Origin of the sequence: Desulfosarcina variabilis str. Montpellier, assembly GCF_048565275.1 — a bacterium.
Classification (GTDB): domain Bacteria; phylum Desulfobacterota; class Desulfobacteria; order Desulfobacterales; family Desulfosarcinaceae; genus Desulfosarcina; species Desulfosarcina variabilis.
In genome coordinates, this window is record NZ_CP159846.1 from 1830797 (window position 1) to 1845196 (window position 14400).

At 53.7% G+C, this 14400-nt stretch carries 14 protein-coding genes; 7 read left to right on the forward strand and 7 right to left on the reverse strand.

The annotated features are described in order from the left end of the window. Nucleotides 1-729 precede the first annotated feature (729 nt). From Dvar_RS08120 to Dvar_RS08140, 5 genes are all read left to right on the forward strand, one after another. A complete protein-coding gene (locus Dvar_RS08120) occupies nucleotides 730-2073 on the forward strand; it encodes a (Fe-S)-binding protein (protein ID WP_419661191.1) in 1344 nt (447 codons plus the stop codon). A gap of 50 nt (nucleotides 2074-2123) precedes the next feature. Then, nucleotides 2124-2855, forward strand: coding sequence for an OS_HP2 family (seleno)protein (locus tag Dvar_RS08125; RefSeq protein WP_419661192.1), 732 nt, complete (start codon nucleotides 2124-2126; stop codon nucleotides 2853-2855). 75 nt (nucleotides 2856-2930) lie between these two features. Beyond that, nucleotides 2931-3365: a hydrogenase iron-sulfur subunit gene (locus Dvar_RS08130; RefSeq protein WP_419661193.1), complete on the forward strand. Its 435-nt coding sequence runs from the start codon at nucleotides 2931-2933 to the stop codon at nucleotides 3363-3365. A 21-nt stretch (nucleotides 3366-3386) separates the two neighbouring features. Beyond that, nucleotides 3387-3878 carry a hypothetical protein gene (locus Dvar_RS08135; RefSeq protein WP_419661194.1) on the forward strand — a complete coding sequence of 164 codons (492 nt, stop codon included), beginning with the start codon at nucleotides 3387-3389 and terminating at the stop codon, nucleotides 3876-3878. Between the two features lie 113 nt (nucleotides 3879-3991). Further along, nucleotides 3992-4306, forward strand: a complete 315-nt coding sequence (locus Dvar_RS08140; RefSeq protein WP_419661195.1) for an IscA/HesB family protein — start codon at nucleotides 3992-3994, stop codon at nucleotides 4304-4306. A gap of 147 nt (nucleotides 4307-4453) precedes the next feature. Here Dvar_RS08140 and Dvar_RS08145 read toward each other — a convergent pair whose 3' ends face one another. From Dvar_RS08145 to Dvar_RS08175, 7 genes are all read right to left on the reverse strand, one after another. After that, entirely contained in the window at nucleotides 4454-5047 is a 594-nt protein-coding gene (locus tag Dvar_RS08145; protein ID WP_419661196.1) for a hypothetical protein, read from the reverse strand. A 168-nt stretch (nucleotides 5048-5215) separates the two neighbouring features. Next, nucleotides 5216-6208: a serine hydrolase domain-containing protein gene (locus tag Dvar_RS08150; protein WP_419664088.1), complete on the reverse strand. Its 993-nt coding sequence runs from the start codon at nucleotides 6206-6208 to the stop codon at nucleotides 5216-5218. A gap of 294 nt (nucleotides 6209-6502) precedes the next feature. Beyond that, nucleotides 6503-6793: a hypothetical protein gene (locus Dvar_RS08155; RefSeq protein ID WP_419661197.1), complete on the reverse strand. Its 291-nt coding sequence runs from the start codon at nucleotides 6791-6793 to the stop codon at nucleotides 6503-6505. A gap of 495 nt (nucleotides 6794-7288) precedes the next feature. Continuing rightward, nucleotides 7289-8704, reverse strand: coding sequence for an efflux transporter outer membrane subunit (locus Dvar_RS08160; RefSeq protein ID WP_419661198.1), 1416 nt, complete (start codon nucleotides 8702-8704; stop codon nucleotides 7289-7291). Continuing rightward, nucleotides 8701-11880 (reverse strand): efflux RND transporter permease subunit, encoded by a 3180-nt coding sequence (locus tag Dvar_RS08165; protein WP_419661199.1) that lies wholly within the window; start codon nucleotides 11878-11880, stop codon nucleotides 8701-8703. Before Dvar_RS08165 ends, Dvar_RS08160 begins: the two co-directional genes overlap by 4 nt. Before the next feature lie 12 nt (nucleotides 11881-11892). Further along, nucleotides 11893-13083: an efflux RND transporter periplasmic adaptor subunit gene (locus Dvar_RS08170; protein ID WP_419661200.1), complete on the reverse strand. Its 1191-nt coding sequence runs from the start codon at nucleotides 13081-13083 to the stop codon at nucleotides 11893-11895. Nucleotides 13084-13315: 232 nt separating this feature from the next. After that, nucleotides 13316-13810, reverse strand: coding sequence for a shikimate kinase (locus tag Dvar_RS08175; protein ID WP_419661201.1), 495 nt, complete (start codon nucleotides 13808-13810; stop codon nucleotides 13316-13318). Nucleotides 13811-13940: 130 nt separating this feature from the next. On the opposite strand from Dvar_RS08175, the gene Dvar_RS08180 reads away from it, so the two are divergent. Next, nucleotides 13941-14126 (forward strand): hypothetical protein, encoded by a 186-nt coding sequence (locus Dvar_RS08180; protein WP_419661202.1) that lies wholly within the window; start codon nucleotides 13941-13943, stop codon nucleotides 14124-14126. Continuing rightward, nucleotides 14123-14299, forward strand: coding sequence for a type II toxin-antitoxin system PemK/MazF family toxin (locus Dvar_RS08185; protein ID WP_419661203.1), 177 nt, complete (start codon nucleotides 14123-14125; stop codon nucleotides 14297-14299). Before Dvar_RS08180 ends, Dvar_RS08185 begins: the two co-directional genes overlap by 4 nt. Nucleotides 14300-14400: the final 101 nt, after the last annotated feature.

Genomic DNA, 14400 nt, shown 5'->3' on the forward strand with positions numbered 1-14400 from the left:
AGAGGCGATACAGCCAAGGACATATGGGGATTGCGGGATTGTTGACTCGCATAGTTGGCGCTCTTTGGGTAACGGGCATCCTCGTCTGTATTTTCCAAGGAATGAACAAATATGTTTAATTCTCGCCCATGGGATAGTCAAACAGTTATTATCAATGCAATTATAAATCGTTATCGACATAATAAATTTGACTTTTATCCGTGGTTGAGAGATTGGATGAAAAACATCAATTTCCTATCCAAAGGGTTATCTATGTATCGGTTTTTCGGTTTTACATGACAGGGCCCCGGTTTGCTGCCCGGGTCGGTATGCACTGGATAAGACTGAAAAGCCGCCTTTTTTGTGTGACCTCCTTTCAAGAAACGCGGCTGGCCAGCGTGATGGCGTTTGGGATCGAGCCCCCTCCCTGTGGTGTCGGTTCAGCTGATCGCCAATTGAAAAAAACGCCTTTATCGTTTGCGTGAGACGCAAATGTGGGGATCTGTCACGTGTTGGCGCTGCCAATGATTGAACCTATGCTGAGCTTTCAGTTTAGGTTGAAACGTCCCATGGTCGCCTTTCCGAATAATGCGGGGTGGTGATTGGGGCTTCGGTTTTGTCGTATCCGCGCATGCGCAGATTGCATTAATCGTTTAACAACGCAACCAAGCAATTGTGATTAGGGTCGCGACCCTTAAACCCCAACTGCATCGAAACAACTAAACCTAAGGATGCGTGAGAGGAGTGAGCATGAGCGAAACTGAAGCCATAAAAATCAAAAACAACCGGAAAAGCAGCTTCATCCAGAAGGTCAAAGACATTCTTCCGGAGGGAGGCAACCTGAATCTATGTCTCACCTGCGGTGCCTGTGCATCGGGCTGCCCGGCTACCGGGTTGGAAAACATGGACCCGCGCAAGTTCCTGCGCATGGCCGCATTGGGACTGGACGATGAAATCACCGGTCATCCGTGGGTGTGGATGTGCTCCTTGTGCCAACGCTGTATCTATGTCTGTCCCATGGCCATCAATATTCCAGCGCTGGTTTACGAAGCGCGTCAACTTTGGCCACGCGAGGAGCGGCCCAAAGGCATCCTGGCCTCTTGTGATATGGCCCTTCGTAACGACAGTTGCAGCGCCATGGGCACGCCTCCGGATGATTTTATTTTTGTTGTCGAAGATGTATCCGAAGAGATCCGTGAGGACCAACCCGGCTGGGAAAACCTGCAGGCCCCCATGGACAAGGAGGGCGCCGAGTTTTTTCTTACCCAGAACTCCCGCGAGCCGGTCACTGAGCCCGAGGAAATGGGGCCGTTATGGAAGATTCTGCATCTGGCCGGTGTGGATTGGACCTATGGCAGCACCGGCTGGGGAGGCGAGAACTACTGCATGTTCCTGGCTGACGATGAAAACTGGAAAGCTACAACTGAGAAATCGATTCGCAAGGCAGAATCGCTGGGGTGTAAAATTTACCTCAATACCGAGTGCGGCCACTCGACTTATTCGGTCTGGATGGGGGTTCAGCGACACAAGATAAACACTGACCTGGAGATTGCGCCGATTGTTCCTTATTACGCGCGTTGGATTCGGGAAGGCAAACTCAACCCCAGCAGCGAATGGAACAAGGACCTGAAAATCAGATTCACCTGTCAGGATCCTTGCCAGCAGGTGCGCAAAAGCTTTGGCGATCCGTTGGCCGAAGATCTTCGGTTTGTGATCAAAGCTTGTGTGGGTGAGGAGAATTTTGTCGATATGACGCCCAACCGCTCCAATAATTTTTGTTGTGGCGGTGGTGGTGGATACCTGCAGTCAGGATACACCGAAGCCCGCCATCAATACGGCAAGATCAAATTCGATCAGGTCATGGCCACCGGCGCCAAATACGTGGTAACGCCCTGCCATAACTGCCATGCCCAGATTCACGATTTGGAAGAGCATTTTGAAGGTGGTTATCACACGATTCACCTGTGGACCTTGCTGGCGTTGTCTCTGGGCGCGCTGGCCGAAACCGAACGCGTTTATCTGGGTCCCGATCTGGCCGAAGTCTGGCTGCCGGGAGAGCCGGGAACGCCTGACCCGTTTGCAGGCAAAAAATAGCCTTTGCCTGCATTTCAAGGATGTTGGGTGGCTTTTTTTTTGAGGTGAATGTGAAAAAGCAAAATGCTCTCTTTTTCACCATCGCATTGGTTGTCGTTGCTATCATGGCAATCGGCATAGCCGGGGCAGTGGCCGCAGATCAGCCTTTTGGGCAAAGTCCGGCCAATGCCCCCAGGGCCGTTATCGTCGAAAAAGAGTATACCTTCGATGAAGTTTTGGAAGGTGAAATTGTTTCCCATGCCTTTGTTATTGAAAACAAAGGCAGCGTGCCCCTCGAGATTTTGGACATTCGCACGAGTTGTGGCTGTACGATGGCCAGCCGGCCGAATGCCATCGAACCAGGGTCAAGCGGTCAAATAGAAGTCAAGGGCGACACCCGGGGCTACGGGGGGCATGGTTTCGATAAAAGCATTACCGTTTACACCAATGATCCACTGTCGCCCGAGTTGCACCTGAGACTAATGGGACCGGTTGGCCTGTTTGCCCGTATTGAACCCAACCGGCGGATCGTGTTGCGGGGAGAAACAGGGGATTCCCTGAGTGCCCAAGCAACCATCATACCGAACTCGGTGCATCCCTTTCGCATCATTAAGATCGAAGCGGAACGTCGTTTGGCCGATAAAATCAACGTCCAATTAGAGGAACATGACGGAAGGTATCAGGTTACTATTTACAATCGCCAATCTGTGCCGGGGCAGTATCGCGGTCGAGTGATTGTCAAGACCGACAGTACCTTGAAAGGGCAGCTGTTACTTTACGTTATTGGTGATATCAAGGCCTGAGAGGTGTTCTGATCTGACCGATGCATGTGAGAAATGCCCGACGGTTTGACACATTGAACGCAAAAAGGAGGAACCATGAACACAGATCGTTTCGAACCACAAATCGTTGCTTTCTGCTGCAAGTATTGTGCATATGCTGCTGCTGATCTTGCCGGTTCCATGCGCCTGGACTATCCAGCCAACATCAAAATTATTCAGTTGCCCTGCAGTGGCCGGGTCGACATGCTCCATTTGCTCAAAGCCATCGAGGAGGGCGCTGACGGTGTCTGTGTTGCCGGATGCCTTGAGGGCGAATGCCATTTTGTGGAGGGGAATCTGAAGACCAAAAAAAAGGTGTTGGCGGTCAAGAAGATTCTTGAGGAAGCGGGTGTCGAACCGGAGCGCGTTGAAATGTTCAACTTATCGTCAGCCATGGGGCCGCGGTTTGCCGAAATTGCTGAAGAAATGACCGAGCAGATTCGCCGATTGGGACCGACACCGGTCGTTGATGGATTGACGGACGCTGCCTGAACTTTTCAAGGAGACGGCAATATGATCGAAAACATCCATGTGGATCCCAAACTGGAGAAGTGTCTGTCGGTGCTCAGAAAGGGGAGCCGCCGGGCCTGTCTGGCTGCCGACCGCACAGACTCTATCATCAAGGAACTCAAGCGTGGTGAGACACCACCCGGAGACATTTGCAATTTTACCCGTCATGGTGAGGGCCGCATCAAGGGATGCCGGAAATATGATTTGGGGGCTGGATATCGTCTGGTCACCCTGAAACAGGATAATGATCTTTATTTGCTGTTCGCCGGTACCCATGATGAGTGCAGCCGCTGGATCGACAACAATCGTGCGCACCTCACCCTGGAGTCGATCGCCGAACGTTGTGATACCATCAGACGGCCCGGCTTTAAAAAAATGACGTCACCATCAACACACGCATCTTCAGATGACCTCGAAGCGGATGACGATTGGATTCCGTCTCTTTCCGACAAAGATCTGAGAATGGTCTTCAGCGGATTGGTCGAGGGGAATTGAGCTTAATTGAGGGGGTAGAGGCTGTTCGAAAACGCTGGACCGGGTCCCTTCACGGAGGATCCGACGAGCTTTTCAAACAGCCTTTTACAACCATAACGAAAGGAACAACAAACATGTTCAACGTAACCGAACCGGCCGTTCAAGCCGTGGCCGAATACTTCAAAACCATGGATGTCAGGCCTATTCGCGTTTTTCTCACCCAGGGCTGTGGAGGCCAGCAGCTGGCCATGGCCCTGGATGAGGTGAAACCCTCGGACAATATCCATGAAGAAAACGGCTATCAGTTTGTCATGGATAAAGAATTGCTGAGTCAGGCCCAACCGGTGGAAATTGACTACGCCAATATGGGGTTTAAAATTTCTTCCAGCCTCGAGCTGGGCGGTGGCTGCCAGAGCTGTGGGTCGGCTGGGAGCTGTTGCTCGGGTTAGTACGCAAAAAACCATTTCAAAGATTTTTTTTCGCAAACAACTATATAACGCTGCTTTTCTCAACGGAAACCATCCATCGAGAAAAGCAGCGTTTTTTTTGCAGGAACGAAACGGTGGATTCAGCTTTATCAGGCAAATGAAAGCCGATCAGTCATTTAACCCGGGAAAATAAAATCGCTTAAGCAGTCTGTTTTCGATCTCCTTGCCTTTTTTCTGCAAATCCGACGCATTGAAGGTTTGTCGGGTATCGAGCGACGCTTTTGTATATGACTGTTTTTTAAACAAATATCCGAGATGATACAGGCATTCTTCACCGTCGCAATCCACAACCTGAATGGTCTCATTGACACTTCTGCCCCGGCCGGTCCTTATGGCCTCATCATCGTAGATCGGATCAAGAATGTTGGATGTATTATCATTTGTAAGCGTATGGTGCAGAACGCCTGAAGGTAGGGCCTGAATCAAGGCATTGGTGGAATTGATAAGCATATACGGATCAGGATTGATAATATGGTATAATCCGATGCGATTCAACCAGGACTCAGGCAGATCTTCCGGTATTTCGTATTCCGCGCCTATTGGAGTAGAGACAATGATACCGCTTGTATCACGGTACTGTATACCGACAAATCGTTCCTGGGGGCCATTTTGAACTGTGATGCGGATATTTTCAAAACCTGTGGCCGGCTGGTCATTAAAATAAAAAGAAAACCAGCTGTCCTCATGGGGTAACAACTCCAATTCTATGTCTCCCAGCTCAGTAAAGTTAGCAAAAAGACCGGCCTTTTTGGGGTAAATGGACAGTATCCCCAGATTATTTGTGGCATAAATCCCGGTTGTCTGAACGACATGATCCTGGGTCAGTAACACCATTGGCGGCAAGGGGTCTGGATTGGGGCGCGTTATGCCTTAAAAAATTTCAAGGGCTTTTATCATGGCCATATCCGCGACATCCGCACTTAATTGATCCCCTGACGATGAATTGGTTTCCACAATCACAGCCAGACCGTGTTCCGGTAGTATGTGCATCTGTTTGTAATAATGAGGGATACCTCCACTATGGCCAACATATTGCCCGGCATACGCCAGCGAAGGCCAGGATAACACCCAGCTTAATCCCCATTTGAAACCATGATCATCAGGAAAATCGAGTTCAACATTGCCGTTTTGTTGGACAAACATTTGTTCCAGGGTCGCCTGTTCGAGTATGCGCCGACCAAACAGTTTTCCACCATTGAGTATCATTCGCATAAAAAGTGACATTTCCAGGGCGTTTGAAATAAATGAACCCGCCGGTTCGTCCCGTATATATAAAAAGGGAGATTCAACGCCCGCACTGTCATAGGATTTGGCCAACATTGGTACCATGTAATCACGCAAAGAGAAATTGGAGGTCGCCATACCAAGGGGCCTGCAAATATTATTCTGGATATAGGTTTTGAACTCGACACCGGAAACCTCTTCGATAACAATACCGAGCAATGCAACTGCGCAATTGCTGTAGGTGGAGATATAACCGGGCGGATACGCCAGGTACTCTTCATTTAAATCCTCCACCAGTTCCCTGAAATGATGTTCCGGTCCGGAAGTGGAACCCCAGCCCTTAAAAATATCACCGACCAATCCAGATTGGTGGGTCATCAGGGTTCTGACGGTCAGGGGGCCTGCTTCCAAGAAATGGGTTTTGTACCCGAAATCAGTGATATCCTGATCCACTGGTGCGTCCAGATCAATACGTCCCTGTTCCACCAACTGCATGATGGCGATACCCGTAAACAGTTTGGACACCGACCCAATGCCAAATAAGGAAAAGGGAGTGACTGGTTTTTGGGTCTCTTTGTCTGCATAACCATCAAATTCCTCTTTGGTTTTAAATTGAGATGTTACTGGCTGGGGGCGCAGCCGGGCGGGTTACCATTCTCACCTGTAGCGGCTTTGGGTCGTTCCACTCTCAGCGTTGAGCAAGGTATAGGAATATCCATGGTTTCCGCTTACGGCCGTGAACATACAAGAGTGTGGGGTGTAAGTCTGTGGAGAATTTGTACGCATTTGTAAGCAAATGTAACAAGCGCCGAAACACAAAAATACGCCATGTTTCGAAAAGAATGGATGGAGAATAAAATCCAATAAAATAACACCCGCCGATCTTAATGGGTGACCCAGGGTTGGGTTATCCCCCAAGTTGCAACGCTGGGGTTATTTTCTCCTCGCTAATGGTGTTATCGATGATGATGTCAATACTCTCCATCCTTGCTTTTTAAATGTCTCGTCCGCTAAAGTAATATTGGCCAGCGCTAACACAAAGTAGGTGCGGCTCATAAAATCCCATTCCGGATTTCGTTCTTGCATCTTTGCCAGCTCTTTTGCCGCAAGGCCGGCTCCGACAAAATCTGGAGGTGCCGCGCCAGAAGCATACGCGCCTTGACCGGGATTTGACCAAGGTTGCGGTATTGGGTGATGTCGGGCCGGAAAAACAACCGGATACACGGAACCCAGAGGATCGTTGCCAAAAGGAAGATAAAAAGATTTGTAAAAAGGGCTTTGCTGCGTCTTTGTTTTTGATTCGTCATATCGATTGCCGTTGTAGGCTATTCTGATTTTAGATTACGAAAACGACAACCGCTTCGCTGACAACGAAAACGATTCGCAAACGCGGCAAATGGCACCCTGGTGTGCGGCCGGAGATGGTAGGTTGCGCCCGCATTCAAGGCGGACGGCTCATTCAAACCGGAGGAATATATATGGAATATTTTGAGGATTTGGATGAGCCGGCCAATGCTGTTTTGTAAAAGTGTTAAGTTTCAAGTGTTAAGTGTTAAGTGTTAAGCGGTGGATCGGATCTAATTTTATATCGGAATCGATAGGATGCCTTTCCTTAACACTTTAAACTTAACACTTAACACTGATCCATAGATCAACGTAATTCATGCTACTATACTGGAACAGATGGCCGCTGGAGCGTTCCAAAGATCCGGACACGACCTACTCGGCCCCGCCGCCTAACACCGCATAAAGCCGCACCTGATTGGATATCTTCTCCAGTTTCAGCATCACCAGTTCCTGCTGGGCAGCAAACAATGAGCGCTGGGCATCGAGCACACTGAGATAGTTGTCGATTCCCTTGGTATAGCGCATATCCGATAGCCGGTAGGTTTGCGAGGCTGCGTCCACATAGGCCTGCTGGGCTTCCAGGCGGTCGTCGATGGTGCCGGCGACGGACAGCACGTCGGCGACCTCCCTGAATGCTTCCTGAATAACCTTTTCATAGTTGGTCAGGGCGATTTGATTCTCGGCCTTGGCTGCGTCCACTGCCGCCCACAGGCGGGCGTCGAAAACCGGCATCGAAAGTTGCGGTCCGAAAAGCCAGGTTCCGGAACCCGAATTGAACAGGCCGGACAGCTCGGCGCTGGCGGTCCCGATGGAGGTGGTCAGGGAGATGTTGGGAAAAAGCGCTGCACGGGCCGCACCGATGTTCGCATTGGCCGCCTTGAGCTGGTTCTCGGCCTGCAGGATGTCCGGCCGCAGTAACAACACCTGGGATGAGACGCCGGCGGTAATGGTGTTCGGCGGCTTGACGCCGGCCAGATCGCCTGGCAGCAGGTCGCCCGGTAGCGGGTTCTGGCTGCCCACCAGAAGCCTTACGGCGTTGATGTCCTGGGCCACCCGCAGGGTGTAGCGGGCAATATTGCGCCTAGCCACGGCCACCTGGCTTTTTACCCGATTCAGGTCCAACTCCGAGGAGAGCCCCACGTCAAACCGCCGTTTGATCAAATTATAGGACGCCTTTTGGGCATCATATGTGGTCTGCGAGAGTTGCAGGTTTTCCCGGTCGGCGGCCAGGGCCAGGTAGGCGTTGGCAACCGAGGAAACGATCAAAATCTGGGTGCTCCGCCGGGCCTGCTCCGTGGCCAGAAAAGTCTCCAGGGCCTGCTCCCTGAGGCTGCGCAGGCGCCCGAAAAAGTCGATCTCCCAGGCGAAGACCCCCAGGCCGACGCTGTACTGCTCGTGATGCGTGGCTTCTCCTGTAGAAGACAGATCCGCCGGGGTACGCGACTTGCTGGCCTCTGCCGTGGCGTCCACGGAAGGATAGAGCGTCGCCCGTTGAATGCCGTACATGGCCCGGGCCCGCTCCACATTCAGCGCGGCCAGCCGCAGATCGCGGTTGTTTTCAAGGGCCATTTCGATCAATTGTCGCATCCGCTGGTCGGCGAAAAATTCGTGCCAGGGGATGTCGCCGGGACGTTTTTCTTGCGATGCCACCGGGGCCTTTTCATAGGCCGGCCCATCGGGCCACTGCTGGGATACAGGCGCCTCGGGCCGGTTGTATTCAGGTGTGAATGAGCAGCCGGCCAAAAGCAGACCTGCAACGCTGCCGATGATCATCAATTGCCTTTTCATGAGATGGCCTCCCCTGCGTCTTTCTCATTGATATGCTTCATGGTTACCCGCTTTCGATGTTTTCCAAGGGCCTTGTAGATCATCACGTAAAAAAGCGGTGCAAAAAGGGTTACCAGGATGGTGGAGGTGATCATACCACCCAACACCCCGGTGCCGATGGCCCGTTGGGCCCCAGCGCCGGCACCGCTGGCCAAAAACAGGGGCAAGACCCCGAACCCGAAGGCCAGGGAGGTCATGATGATGGGCCGTAGCCGGGTTTTGGCAGCCTCCAGGGTGGCCGTCGTCAGCCGTGCGCCTTCCTCCACGCGTGCCTTGGCGAACTGGACGATGAGGATGGCGTTTTTAGTGGTCAGGCCCATGGTGGTCAACAGCCCGATCTGAAAATAGACATCATTGGGCAGTCCCCGCCAGGTGGAGGCGAGCACGCCGCCGATGGCCCCCAGGGGCAGGGTCATCAGGATCGAGATGGGAATCGGCCAGCTTTCGTACAGGGCTGCCAGGCACAGGAAGATGACGAAGATGGAAAAGGCATAGAGCAGCGGCGCCTGAGAGCCAGCCATGCGTTCCTGATAGGAGAGCCCGGTCCAGTCGAAGCCGATCCCCTCGGGCAGCTTGGCGGCGATTTCCTCCATGGCGGTCATGGCCTCGCCGGAACTGCGTCCCTCAGCCGGTTCTCCCTGTATGTTCATGGATGGAAAGGCGTTGTAACGTTCCAGTTGCGGCGACCCCTGGGTCCATCTTCCGGATGCAAAGGAACTGAATGGCACCATTTTGCCCTGGGTGTTGCGCATATAGAGCTTGCTCAAGTCTTCGGGCAGCATGCGATAGGGGGCGTCGGCCTGGATGTAGACCCGTTTGACGCGTCCTCCCTGAATAAAATCGTTTACATAGCTGCCGCCGAACGCCGCGGCGATGGTGCTGTGGATGCTGGAAATGGGAACGCCCAGGGCGCCGGCCTTGTCCCAGTCCACGTCAATGATATATTCGGGCACATCCTCCATACCGTTGGGCCGGACCTTGGTCAGGCGTGGATCTTGGGCCGCCATGCCCAACAGCTGGTTGCGGGCGGCCATTAATTTGTCGTGACCGATACCGCCGCGGTCCTGGAGCTGAAAGTCAAACCCCAGGGCATTGCCCAGTTCGATGACCGCCGGCGGCGGAAAGGCATAGACCATGGCTTCCTTGATCTGTGAAAAGGCGCCCATGGCCCGGCCGGCCACGGCCGTGACTTTCAGGTCCGGCCGCTCGCGCAGGTCCCAGTCACGCAGGTGGACAAAACCCAGCCCCATGTTCTGACCCTGGCCGGCAAAACTGAACCCGGATATGGTCATGATCGACGAAACGGCCTCTTTTTCGTTGTTCAGGAAAAACTTCTGGACTTTTTCCATGACCGCATCGGTTTGCTCCAGGGTCGCGTTTCCCGGAAGGATGGCCTGAACAAAAAGAATCCCCTGGTCTTCGTCGGGCAGATAGGCGGTGGGCATGCGTTTGAACAGCATCCCCATGGCAACCACGATCAGTATGAAGACGAGCATGTAGCGCAGCTTTTTAGCCAGCACCCGGCCCACGAGTTTCACATACAGGTCCCGAAACCAGTCAAAGGCGCGGTCGAACCACCGGAAAAAGGGGCGCAGGAAGAAAACGGCGCCGTCGGCCGGCTGGTGTCCGGCCGGTACCGGTTTGAGCAGGGAGGCGCAAAGCACCGGGGTGAGGATCAGGGCCACGACCACCGACAACAGCATGGCAGCGGCGATGGTCAGGGAAAACTGGCGATAAATGATGCCGGTCGATCCCGGGAAAAAAGCCATGGGGCCGAAGACAGCCGCCAGCACCAGGCCGATGCCGATCAGGGCGCTGGTGATCTGGTCCATGGACTTGGCGGTGGCCTCCCGGGGCGGTAGCCCCTCTTCAGCCATGATACGCTCCACGTTTTCCACCACCACGATGGCGTCGTCCACCAGCAGCCCGATGGCCAGCACCATGGCGAACATGGTCAGCATGTTGATGGAAAAGCCGAAAAATCCGAGGATGCCGAACGTTCCCAGCAGCACCACCGGCACGGCGATGGTGGGAATCAGGGTGGCCCGGAAGGTCCCCATGAACAGATACATGATCACGAAGACCAGAAACACCGCCTCGAACAGGGTTTTGACCACCTCATCGATGGCCACCTTGGTGAAGGGGGTGGTGTCGTAGGGGTAGACCACCTTCATGCCGGGCGGAAAATACCGGCTCATCTCTTTCATTTTTTTCTTGACGTTATCGGCGGTCTCCAGCGCATTGGCGCCGGCGGCCTGACGGACGGCCAGGGCCGAGGCAGGCTTGCCGTTGTAGTTGCTGACAACGCCGTAGCGCTCGGTGCCCAGCTCCGTCCGTCCGACATCCCTGATGCGCACCACGGACCCGTCCGGATTGGTGCGGATGGGGATGGCGGCGAACTCGTCCGGGGTCTGGAGTAGGTGCTGGACGACGATGGCGGCATTCAGGCGCTGGCCTTTCACGGACGGCGCCCCGCCGAACTGGCCGGCGGAGACCTCTACATTGTAACTTCTCAATGCCCCGATGACATCCTGCATCGTGAGACGATAATTGGTCAGCTTGTCGGGATTGACCCAGACCCGCATGGAATACTGGGAACCAAAGGATTCGACCTCGCCCACCCCCGGTACCCGGGAAAGGATTTTCTCCAGGTTGGATTGGGCATAATCGCCGAGGTCGTGGTTGTTCATGCTCCCGTCCTCGGAGACCAGGCCCACGATGATCAGGTAATTGCGGGTCGATTTGCTGACCTCGACGCCCTGGCGCTGAACCACGTCGGGCAGACTGGCCGTAGCCAACTGGAGTTTGTTCTGAACCTTGGACCATGCCAGGTCCGGGTCGGTGCCGGGAGCGAAGGTCAATTCGATGCGGGAACTTCCCGATGACGAACTTTCGCCGGAGAGGTAGAGCATGTCGGCCAGGCCGGTCATTTTCTGCTCGATGATCTGGGTCACCGTGTTTTCAACGGTTTCCGCCGATGCACCGGGGTAATAGGCCTCGATGGCGATGGACGGTGGTGCGATGGGCGGATATTGGGAGATCGGCAGATTGTAAATGGCCAGGCCGCCGGCGGTCATCATGACGATGGCGATCACCCAGGCGAAGACCGGCCGATCCAGGAAAAATTTTGATAACATCGGTTGCCTCCCTTACTTCGTTCCGCCGGCCGGTGCGGCGTTGCTTGGGGTGAACGGGACGGCCTTTACCGGGGTTCCGGGCCGCAACATCTTCAGCCCTTCGACGATCACGCGGTCACCGGGGGCGAGGCCCTTTGAGACCAGCCACTGGTCACCGACGGCACGCTCTACCGTGAGCATGCGCAGCGCCGTCTTGCCTTGTTCATCCACGATCAGGGCCTGGGGATTGCCCCGCCGATCCCGTGAGACCCCCTGTTGGGGGACCAGGATGGCTGCCTGGTTTTCACCTTCCTTGATAACGGCACGAACGAACATGCCGGGCAGCAGCAATCCGTCCGGGTTGGGGAAAACCACCCGCAGGGTGACCGAGCCGGTGCTCTGCTCGACGGACACGTCCCTGAACTGGAGTGATCCCTCATGGGAGTATGTGCTGCGGTCTTCTAAGAGCAGTGCCACTTTGTTCTGGCCTTCCCCGCTCTGGTTGAGCCGGCCTTCCTTCAGGCGCCGTCTCAGCCGCAGCAGATCGGTGGTGGACTGGGGTACGTCCACATAGATCGGATCCAGCTGCTGGATGGAGGTCAGGGCCATGGCCTGATAGGCGGTGACGATGGCGCCTTCGGTGACGTTGGACTTGCCGATGCGTCCGGAAATGGGGGCCGTGATGCGTGTGTAAGCCAGATTGATGAGCGCCGTTTCCACCGAGGCTTGCCAGTACTGAACATCGGCCTCGGCGTTTTTCAACTCGGCGGCCGCATCGTCGAAATCCTGTTGGCTGACCGCTTTTTCGGCCAGCAGCTCCTTGTAACGTTCGACCCTCGATCGAATTGCCGGCAACGTGGCTTCCGATCGGCTCAGGGCGGCCTCGGCATTGCCAAGGGCCGCCTTGAAGGTGGCGGGGTCGATCTGGTAGAGGACATCACCGGCTTTTACATCAGCCCCCTCGGTGAACAGCCGTTTCTGGATCAGCCCGTTCACCTGGGGGCGGATTTCGGCAATGCGATAGGCGGAGGTACGTCCAGGAAGCTCCGTGGTCAGCATGATCGATTGCGGCTTTATGGTTACCACGGAAACCTGCGGCATGGGGGCCGCGGCGGCAGGGGCCTGCTGCGGGTTCTTTTCCTGACAGCCGGCCATTGCCAGGCCGGCTAAGATCACACCTGCGGCGAACAAGGCCAAATGGGTCTGGCTGAAACATCGTTTCACTGGTTTTCTCCCTCGATAGCGTTATCGTTAATTTAGTTCACTGGGGGGTAATTTTGTCTTTGCTTACCATTGTATTATCGGAAGCAAGTATATGTATCTTAAATGCAAATTTCAAATACTATTTTTGTCATAGAATGGGTCACACTGCAACCCATAAAAAAAACCTGATCCAACGACCAGTTTTTTTTCTAAGTCTTGATTTAATTACTTTTCGTCATCCATCCGGTCGGCGCTAAACGGCGCTCATGATCGCCGTTACCACCTGATCCGGTGTCACCCCGGCTGTGGAAACGATGATATCGGCATGGCGCTGATAAAGGGGAATGCGCTGCTCATACAGCATATCAATGGTCTGGCCGGGCATGCGCAACACGCCGCGCTCATCCAGGTTGCCCAGACGGTTTTTAAGCAGTGCCAGGCCGATTTTAAGGTAAACAACAGGCCCCAGGGATTTCAGGTGGGCCATGGCCCGCTCACTGTAAACCGCGCTGCCGCCGGTGGCCACGACGCCGCAATCTGGCGGGACCGTGAGCAGGTAGCGTTCTTCTATGCGGCGAAATTCATCCAGGCCGCGATCGGTAATGATTTCCTGCAGGTAGCAGCCCTCTCCGGTCTGGATCAAAATATCCGTATCCAAAAAGGCCACGCCTAAGCGTTTGGCCAACAATACGCCGACCGTGCTTTTCCCGGCACCGGGCATGCCGATGAGGATGACATTTTTTTTCATGATCGATGCTCCGGTGTGACCTTATCTGTCACACGCATGTGCCATTATCGTGAATAAAAGACGCCGCTGTGCTTTTGTCGTGAAAAGAAACCTGTAGTGTGAAAATCACATTCTGACTTAAAGGTACATTATGGTTGAGCAAAAAGAAATAATCGATGAAATTATGCGGAAATTTCCTAACCACGCGTGGTTGAAAATGAAATTGGGTGAACTGGGTGCGGAGATTGCTACAATTAATGCGGATCGGAACCGCCTGGTATCAGCATTGAGCAAGGCCAGAACTGAGATCAATCGGCTGCGTGCCGGATTGGAGTGACCATCAGAGATACCCTTGATCCCACTGTTGGATCGGAAATTCAAAAAACCAGGCCGTGTTTGATTCTTTCATCTGATGAAATGAATAGAAATATTCGATTGGTGATGATAGCGCCGATGACCTCGGCTCAAAAAGATTATCCTACCCGTGCAAGAATCACCTTTTTTTTGTGATGCGACTCACCAAAATGCCGTAATCAAAATCACAGCTGTAATCTTCTCACACTGATAATAATTTGGCCAAATCATAGATCCGGTGAAAAGTGCAGTCGGCC

What these genes read in the sequence shown, in the direction of transcription:
- Dvar_RS08160 (WP_419661198.1), bottom strand. Translation starts at nt 8,704, where the DNA reads ATGAAAAGGCAATTGATGATCATCGGCAGCGTTGCAGGTCTGCTTTTG.
- Dvar_RS08135 (WP_419661194.1), top strand. Translation starts at nt 3,387, where the DNA reads ATGATCGAAAACATCCATGTGGATCCCAAACTGGAGAAGTGTCTGTCG.
- Dvar_RS08120 (WP_419661191.1), top strand. Translation starts at nt 730, where the DNA reads ATGAGCGAAACTGAAGCCATAAAAATCAAAAACAACCGGAAAAGCAGC.
- Dvar_RS08130 (WP_419661193.1), top strand. Translation starts at nt 2,931, where the DNA reads ATGAACACAGATCGTTTCGAACCACAAATCGTTGCTTTCTGCTGCAAG.
- Dvar_RS08175 (WP_419661201.1), bottom strand. Translation starts at nt 13,810, where the DNA reads ATGAAAAAAAATGTCATCCTCATCGGCATGCCCGGTGCCGGGAAAAGC.
- Dvar_RS08180 (WP_419661202.1), top strand. Translation starts at nt 13,941, where the DNA reads ATGGTTGAGCAAAAAGAAATAATCGATGAAATTATGCGGAAATTTCCT.
- Dvar_RS08165 (WP_419661199.1), bottom strand. Translation starts at nt 11,880, where the DNA reads ATGTTATCAAAATTTTTCCTGGATCGGCCGGTCTTCGCCTGGGTGATC.
- Dvar_RS08140 (WP_419661195.1), top strand. Translation starts at nt 3,992, where the DNA reads ATGTTCAACGTAACCGAACCGGCCGTTCAAGCCGTGGCCGAATACTTC.